The following is a 9,062-nucleotide window of genomic DNA, read 5'->3' as shown; positions in this document are numbered from 1 at the left end:
CTATAGTTGGATTCATGATAATAGCCTTTAACTTAACCCAATTATACTTTTTTAGAAACATTCGAGGATTCAGAGAAAAAAGGCTTTTGCAGATAAATATAATAGAAGATTTGAAAGATGAAATGTTGATAATTATGAATTGGATTAATCCAATTTTTAACACCGCATAGTCGATAATAAAATTGGAAATACAGCTTTTCATTATGATGGGGAGGGGGAAGGTGTATCTATATACATGGCCTACGGCCTTTTTCCCTTCCAAAATTTCAATAAAATAGAAAAAATCTAATTTCCTATAAAGAAAAAAGCTTTACTGGAAATTAGATGCGAAATCTCTGTAGGTAAATTATTCTTGTTTACAAAGTCGATTATAAGTGATATAATCTAAAAATGTAACAACGAAATAATGTTGAGTAAGCTGAATGGTCGCTGCCGTAATTTTTTACGGGAGAGGAAAGTCCGAGCTCCATAGGGCAGGGTGCTGGGTAATACCCAGTGGGGGCGACCCTAAGGAAAGTGCAACAGAGATATACCGCCATAATCAATCTTTGGATTGATGAGTGCAACTTTTGTTGCGTGGTAAGGGTGGAAAGGTGAGGTAAGAGCTCACCAGCACACTGGCGACAGTGTGGCTCTGTAAACCCCACCTGGAGCAAGACCAAGTAGAAGGGCGTATGTGCTGGCCCGGCACGCCCTCGGGTAGTGTCGCTTGAACCTACTGGCAACAGTAGGTCTAGATAGATGACCATTCTCGACAGAACTCGGCTTACAGGCTTACTCAATTTTAGTAGTATTAAAGCACTGCCATAGGCAGTGCTTTTTATGCTGTTTCTTCCTTTAACACAAACTTTTTTATTACGTGGGCAACTCCATCTTCTTCGTTAGTCTTTGTTACATAATCAGCTTTTTTCTTTACTTCTGGAAATGCATTTCCCATAGCAACTCCTAAACCCGCAAATTCTATCATATGTATGTCATTTTCAGCATCTCCTATGCAGATTACTTCACTTGGTTTAATTCCAAGTTTCTCTGCAAGTAATCTTACGCCAAATCCCTTATTGACCTTCTTATTTAGAAATTCTAAAAAGAATGGTGCACTTCTAACTATTGTATATTTGTCATATAATTCCTTTGGAAGCAATTCAATAACTTTATTTAACTTTTCCTCGGGATCGACAAACATTATTTTTACGATAGTTGTATTTTTATCTATAGCATCAAAATCAACAATTTCCAATGGTATATTGTTCATTGTAGCTTCAAGTTCACTATACTGATTTATTTTAGGTGTTATGCAGCTATTTGGAGTTAAAGCATGTATGTTTACATTTAATTCTTTACTTAAATTATATAATTGTTTTAAATCATCTAATGACATAACATTTTTTGCTATAATTTTTCCTGATTTCACTTCTTGTACAACAGCTCCATTATAAGATACAGCATATTCATTTTCATCTATAAGGTTAAGTTCCTTTAAATATTTTTCTATGCCCTTGGTTGGTCTCCCAGTAGCTAAAACAACCTTAATTCCCTTTCTTCTTGCAAATTGTATTGCTTCTAAATTTGATTTTGAAATTTCTTTATTTTCATTCAATAGAGTACCATCCATATCTAAAGCTATTAATTTATACATTTCAATTCCCTCCACAAATTATTTGATCACGATAATATTATAACAGCTATAGAGTATCATAATATTAATAATTTGTTAACATTAGGTGTATAGTGTATATTAAAATTTTGTTGGGAATAATATTAAAGGAGTATTGTTTAAAAATATATTTAATTTCTATTGATAATTATTATTTATCAATATATAATAGAAATATAATAAATTAGGAAAGAAGGGGTAACAATGGCAAGAAAAATGAAAACAATGGATGGTAATACCGCTGCAGCACATGTAGCCTATGCATTTACAGAAGTAGCTGCTATTTATCCTATAACTCCATCTTCTAATATGGCAGAAAAAGTAGACGAATGGAGTGCAGCAGGAAGAAAAAATATATTTGGTCAAGAAGTAAAGGTTATAGAAATGCAATCTGAAGCAGGTGCTGCAGGTGCGGTACATGGTTCACTTCAAAGTGGTGCATTAACTACAACATTTACTGCATCTCAAGGATTATTACTTATGATTCCTAATATGTATAAGATTGCTGGTGAATTATTACCAGGAGTATTTCATGTAAGTGCAAGAGCAATAGCAGCACATGCTCTATCAATATTTGGCGACCATCAAGATGTTATGGCAGCAAGACAAACAGGATTTGCACTACTAGCTTCTGCAAGTGTTCAAGAAGCAATGGATTTAGGAGCAGTAGCTCATCTATCAGCGATAAAATCAAGGGTGCCTTTCTTACATTTCTTTGATGGATTTAGAACATCACACGAAATGCAAAAGATAGAAATACTTGAGTATGATGAATTGGCTAAACTTGTAGATTATAAAGCACTACAAGAGTTTAGAAATAGAGCATTAAAACCAGAAAGCCCAGTAACAAGAGGAACAGCCCAAAATCCAGATATATATTTTCAAGGAAGAGAAGCTGCAAACAGATTTTATGATGCAGTTCCAGATATAGTTGAATCATATATGAATGAAATCAATAAACTAACAGGAAGAAACTATAAACCTTTCAATTATTATGGTGCACCTGATGCTGAAAGAGTTATAGTCGCAATGGGTTCAGTTTGTGAAACAATTGAAACAGTAGTAGATTATTTGAATTCAAAGGGAGAAAAGGTTGGTTTATTAAAAGTTAGATTGTTTAGACCTTTCTCAATTAAACATTTTATAAATGAAATGCCTAAGTCAGTTAAGTACATAGCTGTTTTAGACAGAACAAAGGAACCAGGTTCATTAGGAGAACCATTATATGAAGATGTTAGAGCAGCATATTATGATATGAAGGATAGACCAGTTATAGTTGGTGGAAGATATGGATTAGGTTCAAAAGATACTACGCCAGGTCAAATAATTGCAGTTTTTGACAACTTAAAGCTTAATGAGCCTAAAAATAAATTTACAATAGGAATTGTAGATGATGTTACATATACATCTTTACCTATTGCAGATGAAGTTGATGTTACTCCTGAAGGAACAGTTTCATGTAAGTTTTTTGGATTTGGTTCGGATGGAACTGTTGGTGCAAACAAGAGTTCTATAAAGATTATAGGTGATAAAACAGACCTATATGCTCAAGCGTACTTTTCCTATGATTCTAAAAAATCTGGTGGTGTAACAGTATCACATTTAAGATTTGGTAAAAAACCTATTAAACTTCCTTATTTGATTAAAAAGGCTGATTTTATTGCATGCCATCATCCATCTTATGTATATAAATATGATGTTTTAGAAGGAATTAAAGATGGTGGAATCTTCTTACTAAATTGTATGTGGTCTAAGGAAGAATTATCTGAAAAACTTCCTGCAGAAATGAAAAAGACCTTGGCAGAAAAGAATATTAATTTTTATATAATTAATGCCTTTGACCTTGCAAGTAAGATAGGCCTAGGTGGAAGAATAAATATGATAATGCAAACAGCATTCTTTAAACTAGCCAATATAATTCCTTTTGAAGATGCAGTTAAGTACTTAAAGGATGCAGTAGTAGAAAATTATGGATTAAAGGGCGAAGAAGTTGTTAAGATGAATCATACTGCAATTGATAAAGCAATAGAATCATTGGTTAAAGTAGATATTCCATCAGACTGGAGAAATGCTGAAGTAAATAATGATATAGATGACAATAAACCGGAATTTATTAAGAAAATATTAGAACCAATGAATAAATTAAAGGGTGATGAATTACCAGTAAGTGCATTTGTAGGTATTGAAGATGGTACATTCCCAGCTGGTACAACAAGATATGAAAAGAGAGGAATAGCAGTTAAGGTACCTAAGTGGATACCAGAAAATTGTATTCAATGTAATCAATGTTCTTTTGTATGTCCACATGCGGTAATAAGACCATTCCTATTAACAGATGAAGAAGTTAAAAATGCACCTGAAGGATTTAAGTATCTAAAGGCAGGCGGAGGAAAGAATTTTGAAGGATATAATTTTGCGTTACAAATAAGTGTGCTTGATTGTACAGGATGTGGAAACTGTGTTCAAGTATGTCCAGCAAAGACTAAGGCACTTGAAATGGAACTAATCGAAACTCAAATGCATGAACAAAAGAACTATGATTATGCATTTAGTTTACCAATGAAACCTAATCCAATGAATAAGGAAACAATAAAGGGAAGTCAATTTGAACAACCATTATTTGAATTCCATGGAGCATGTGCAGGTTGTGGTGAAACACCATACATTAAAGTTTTAACTCAACTATATGGAGATAGAATGATTATAGCAAATGCAACAGGTTGTTCTTCAATATATGGTGGTAGTGCACCTTCTACACCATATTGTAAAAATGAAAAGGGTTTTGGACCAGCCTGGGCAAATTCACTATTTGAAGACAATGCAGAATATGGATTAGGAATTCATTTAGGAGCAAAACAAATAAGAGAAAGAATGGTAAGTAAATTACAAAGTATAGTTGAAATGATAGATGATGCTGCAGTTAAGGAAGCCGTTATAAACTATATAAACAATAATAATGATAAAAAACAATCAAGAGCTGTAGCTGAAGCAATGGTTGAAAAGCTAAAATCATATAATGCTACAAATGAAAATGTTAAGCAAGTTGTTGAAGATGTTTTAATGCATAAGGATTATCTATCAAGAAAATCAACATGGATTATAGGTGGAGATGGATGGGCGTATGATATAGGATTTGGTGGATTAGACCATGTAATTGCTTCAGGTGAAGATGTAAAGATTTTAGTTTTAGATACAGAAGTTTACTCAAATACAGGAGGTCAATCATCAAAAGCAACTCCAGCAGCAGCTATTGCACAATTTGCTGCATCTGGTAAGAAGACTAAAAAGAAGGACCTTGGTATGATGGCAATGAGCTATGGTTATGTATATGTAGCTCAGGTTGCAATGGGAGCAGATAAAAACCAATATCTAAAGGCTTTAGTTGAAGCTGAAAATTACGATGGACCAGCGGTTATAATTGCATATTCACCATGTATAAATCAAGGAATAAAGATAGGTATGGGAAATACTCAAGAAGAAGCAAAACGTGCAGTAAATGCAGGATATTGGCATCTTTATAGATATAATCCAATGCTTAAGGAAGAAGGTAAAAATCCATTTGTATTAGATTCAAAGGAACCAACAATGCCAATTAAAGATTTCTTAATGGGTGAAGTAAGATATGCAGCACTATCTAAAGTTCAACCTGAACTTGCTGAACTAATGTATAAAAAGGCTGAAGATGATTTGAAGGAAAGATACGAAGTTTATAAAAAATTAGCAGAACAGTAATTTGATTAAGGCACTGCATTGCAGTGCCTTTTAACTTATAATATAATATACTTAACACAACTTAAATAAGAGGTAAGGTGATAAATTTGAAATTAGTTGATATACTAAAGGCACTTTCTGATGAAAACAGAATTAAAATAATTAAAATGTTAGCTTGTTGTGATATGTGTGTCTGTGATATCTGTGATAATTTAAATTTAAGTCAACCTGCTGTATCACACCATTTAAAAATTTTAAGTGATGCAGGAATATTAAACACTCAAAGAAAAGGTAAATGGATATTTTATTCAATAAATAGAGATACCTTTGATTATCTACAAAATGAAATTACAAAATTACTGGAGAAACCAATCGAATGCCCCTATAAAATGTATGATTGTAATTGTATAGAATAATTAAAATAGCTGGTATTATGCCAGCTATTTTAATTATATTAAATTTTATTTTTAATTATAGTTGATATTTTTTGTAAATATCGTTAATATTTAATTAGGGGTGATGTTATGATAATAGAAAAAAACATTATAAGTGTTGATGGGGAAAGTAAAGCAGAAATTTTAGACAACAAGTTATATTATTATCTTGGTAATGATTTTATTAAAATCAATTTTAGTAAAAATTTATTTATTAAAATAAATGGTAAAATAGTTGAAGGAATAAGTGAGATAAAACCAGACGATATAATTGATATTGATATAGATAAAGTCATATATAAAAAATTTTTTAATATTGAAATAAATAACAATGGACTTGAAGCAATTTTAAAATTAGATAAAAATAAGTTAAAAAATTGGCGTTTGAAAAATACACCTAAATCTACTATTTTAAATTTGGATTTTGAATTTACAGATGAATTTCTTTTAGATACCGAAATAACAATGTTAATTAATGAGTATTTAAAAGAAAATAAAATTGTTTACGGTGTAAAATGGGAAAATGTTAAAAGCATTATAGACAGTGGATATGGTGTAATTGCACAGGGTAAAAGCCCAGTTGAGCCAATTGATGATAAAATAGAATATTTTTTCGGTACTAATATTGAAAATGACTATTTAGAAAATGAAAAAAAAGTCGATTTTTATAATAGTATAAAAGAAGTTGAATTTGTTGAAGCAGGTAAAGTATTAGCAATAGTTCATTCTGGACAAGATGGAGTAATTGGCTTTGACGTTTTTGGAAGACCAATCAATCCAAGAAAAAGAGAAGTAAAAAAGCTAAAAAAAGGGCCTGGGTGTGAAGTATTAGATAATTTTAAACGTGCAATTGCACAAGTTTCAGGAATGCCAAGAATAAAAAACGATAGTATTTGTGTATTCCCTACCTATAAAATTAAAGGTGATGTAGATAAACAAATTGGTAATATAGAATACAATGGTTCTATATATATTGAAGGAAATGTATTAGAAGGAATAAAGATAATCGGTGGTAAAGAAATTATCATAAAAGGAAATGTTGTTCAAGCTGAAATTTATTCTAATTCAGATATTAATATTTCTGGAAACGTTATCGGTTCGAATTTAACTGTAGGTGCTCAAGCGATACTATATATTACCATTTACAACTATTTAATAGATATTAAGGATTACTTATCAAAATTAAATAGAGCTATATTTGATATTTTACAAAGTAAAAATAATGAACAATTTACGCAAGATAAATTATCAAAAATATTAAAAATAATTATTTTTTCCAAATTTAAAAATGAAAAAGAAAAAGTCAATAATAATTATAATAATTTGATTAACCTGCCAAAATTAGACGTAAACACAAAAAAACAACTACAGGTAATACATAATTATATAAATTCAATGGAGGTTAATGGAGATATAAACTTAATTAATAATACTTTAAAAATTATTGAATCTTTAATACAAAATATTACAATTGATACTTCCCCAGCAGATATTTATCTAATGTACTGTCAAAATTCTAATATTATTTCTACAAATAATGTAGAAATATTAGGTACTGGTTGCTATAATACAAATATAAATGCTGAAAGCTCCATTATATTTAAACAAAATGATAGTGTTTTAAGAGGCGGTAAGGTTGAAGCGAAAAAATATATTAAAGCAGGGGAGGTAGGCTCAACACTTGGTGTAACGACTACATTAAAAACAACGAAAGATGGTGTGATTGAAGCAGAAATTGCCTATCAAAATACTATTCTAATTTTTGATGAAATCAAGTATAAAATTGATGAGCCTGTTAAAAAATTAAAGGCTTACGTTAAAAAAGGAGAATTAATTGTAGAAAAATTTAAGCTTTAGGAGTGATATTTATGTCCACTGAAAAAGTTGTTGTTTTTAAGTTGAATGGTGAAGACTTTGCTGTTGATATTCAGCAAGTAGAAAGGATACTTGGTTATGTTAGCCCAACTCAAGTTCCAGAAGCACCTGTTTTTATAAAAGGTATTATTAAGTATCAAGATTCTATTTTACCTCTTATAGATTTAAATATAAAATTTAAACGTGAATCAAATGATAATGTAAATTCTAAAATAATAGTTGTAAGAAATAATTCAAAATCCATTGGTCTACTTGTGGATGATGTCCAAGAAGTAATTGATATATATGAAAATGAATCTGAATCAACTCCTGAAATAATAAGCGGTTATTCTAATAAATATATAAAAGGAATTATAAAAAAGCAAGACAGAATTATAATGATGATTGATACAGATAAGCTATTGTCAAAGGAAGAATTAAATACTATTACATCATTTTAAATGGAGAGATATAAATGCAAGAAATAAAGGTAGGCATAGGAGATCTTAACATAGCAAAGACACCTGATAAACTTATTACTTTAGGGTTAGGTTCTTGTATTGGTATTGCTTTAATAGATAGTTTTAACAAAATTGCTGGATTATCACATATAATGCTCCCGGACAGCAAAGCATTTTCAAATATAAACAATCCAATGAAGTATGCTGATACAGCTATTCCTCTATTAGTACAAAAGCTGATTACATCTGGAGCAAATAAAAATAATTTAAAGGCTAAAATTGCTGGTGGAGCAAGTATGTTTAGCTTTGCAGATAAAAGCCCAATGATGGATATTGGAAAACGAAATGCAGAAGCTGTCAAATCTGTATTAAAAGAACTGAATATACCCATAATAGCAGAAGATATTGGTGGCAACAAAGGAAGAACAATGATTGTTGATCCTACTACAGCAACAGTAATTCTAAAGATTACTGGCGAGGGTATAAAGGAGTTGTAGCTATGTTTGAAAAAATAAAAGTATTAGTTGTCGATGACTCAGCTTTTATGCGAAAGATGATATCAGACATAATAAATTCGCAAAGAGATATGCAGGTAGTTTCAACAGCAAGAGACGGATTTGAGGCTATAGAAAAAGCAAAACAATTAAATCCTGATGTAATAACACTTGATGTAGAAATGCCTAAAAAAAATGGTTTAGAAGCTTTAATTGAACTTAAAAAATATACCAATGCACAAGTAATAATGTTAAGTAGTCTTACAAGTGAAGGCTCTAACATTACAATTGAAGCTTTACAATTAGGTGCTTTTGATTTTATACAAAAGCCATCAGGTAGTATATCTCTTGATATTGATAAAATAAAGGATGACATTGCTGAAAAAATAAGATACGCATATGCATATAAAAATAAAACTAAAAAAATCAATACAAAAATAAATAGTAATTTAAA

The 9,062-nt window shown here is 30.6% G+C and carries 7 protein-coding genes and 1 other RNA gene; 7 read left to right on the top strand and 1 reads right to left on the bottom strand.

Going from position 1 to position 9,062, the window contains the following annotated elements:
• Window positions 1-410: 410 nt before the first annotated feature.
• Window positions 411-785, top strand: an RNA gene (rnpB, locus tag BUB63_RS12060) — RNase P RNA component class A.
• A 35-nt stretch (window positions 786-820) separates the two neighbouring features.
• Here the strand turns inward: rnpB and yidA are convergent.
• Window positions 821-1,636, bottom strand: a complete 816-nt coding sequence (yidA, locus tag BUB63_RS12055; protein ID WP_073250068.1) for a sugar-phosphatase — start codon at window positions 1,634-1,636, stop codon at window positions 821-823.
• A gap of 222 nt (window positions 1,637-1,858) precedes the next feature.
• Between yidA and nifJ the strand changes: the two genes are divergently transcribed.
• The 6 genes from nifJ to BUB63_RS12025 form a co-directional block, all read left to right on the top strand.
• A complete protein-coding gene (nifJ, locus tag BUB63_RS12050) occupies window positions 1,859-5,386 on the top strand; it encodes a pyruvate:ferredoxin (flavodoxin) oxidoreductase (RefSeq protein ID WP_073250065.1) in 3,528 nt (1,175 codons plus the stop codon).
• 86 nt (window positions 5,387-5,472) lie between these two features.
• Window positions 5,473-5,781 carry an ArsR/SmtB family transcription factor gene (locus BUB63_RS12045; protein ID WP_051350533.1) on the top strand — a complete coding sequence of 103 codons (309 nt, stop codon included), beginning with the start codon at window positions 5,473-5,475 and terminating at the stop codon, window positions 5,779-5,781.
• Between the two features lie 108 nt (window positions 5,782-5,889).
• Window positions 5,890-7,656, top strand: a complete 1,767-nt coding sequence (locus BUB63_RS12040; RefSeq protein ID WP_073250059.1) for a flagellar assembly protein A — start codon at window positions 5,890-5,892, stop codon at window positions 7,654-7,656.
• Window positions 7,657-7,667: 11 nt separating this feature from the next.
• Window positions 7,668-8,114, top strand: coding sequence for a chemotaxis protein CheW (locus BUB63_RS12035; RefSeq protein ID WP_035165612.1), 447 nt, complete (start codon window positions 7,668-7,670; stop codon window positions 8,112-8,114).
• Between the two features lie 14 nt (window positions 8,115-8,128).
• Entirely contained in the window at window positions 8,129-8,611 is a 483-nt protein-coding gene (locus tag BUB63_RS12030) for a chemotaxis protein CheD (protein ID WP_073250056.1), read from the top strand.
• 2 nt (window positions 8,612-8,613) lie between these two features.
• Window positions 8,614-9,062, top strand: a 449-nt coding sequence (locus tag BUB63_RS12025; RefSeq protein ID WP_073250053.1) for a response regulator, incomplete at its 3' end; no start/stop codon positions are given.

The sequence above is a fragment of the Caloramator proteoclasticus DSM 10124 genome (genome assembly GCF_900129265.1).
Taxonomy (GTDB): domain Bacteria; phylum Bacillota; class Clostridia; order Clostridiales; family Caloramatoraceae; genus Thermobrachium; species Thermobrachium proteoclasticum.
This window is presented reverse-complemented; position numbering and strand designations above follow the sequence as displayed.

Bases quoted from the DNA above. Each gene is read 5' to 3' on its own strand.
- yidA (WP_073250068.1), bottom strand. From the start codon at position 1,636: ATGTATAAATTAATAGCTTTAGATATGGATGGTACTCTATTGAATGAA.
- nifJ (WP_073250065.1), top strand. From the start codon at position 1,859: ATGGCAAGAAAAATGAAAACAATGGATGGTAATACCGCTGCAGCACAT.
- BUB63_RS12040 (WP_073250059.1), top strand. From the start codon at position 5,890: ATGATAATAGAAAAAAACATTATAAGTGTTGATGGGGAAAGTAAAGCA.
- BUB63_RS12035 (WP_035165612.1), top strand. From the start codon at position 7,668: ATGTCCACTGAAAAAGTTGTTGTTTTTAAGTTGAATGGTGAAGACTTT.
- BUB63_RS12030 (WP_073250056.1), top strand. From the start codon at position 8,129: ATGCAAGAAATAAAGGTAGGCATAGGAGATCTTAACATAGCAAAGACA.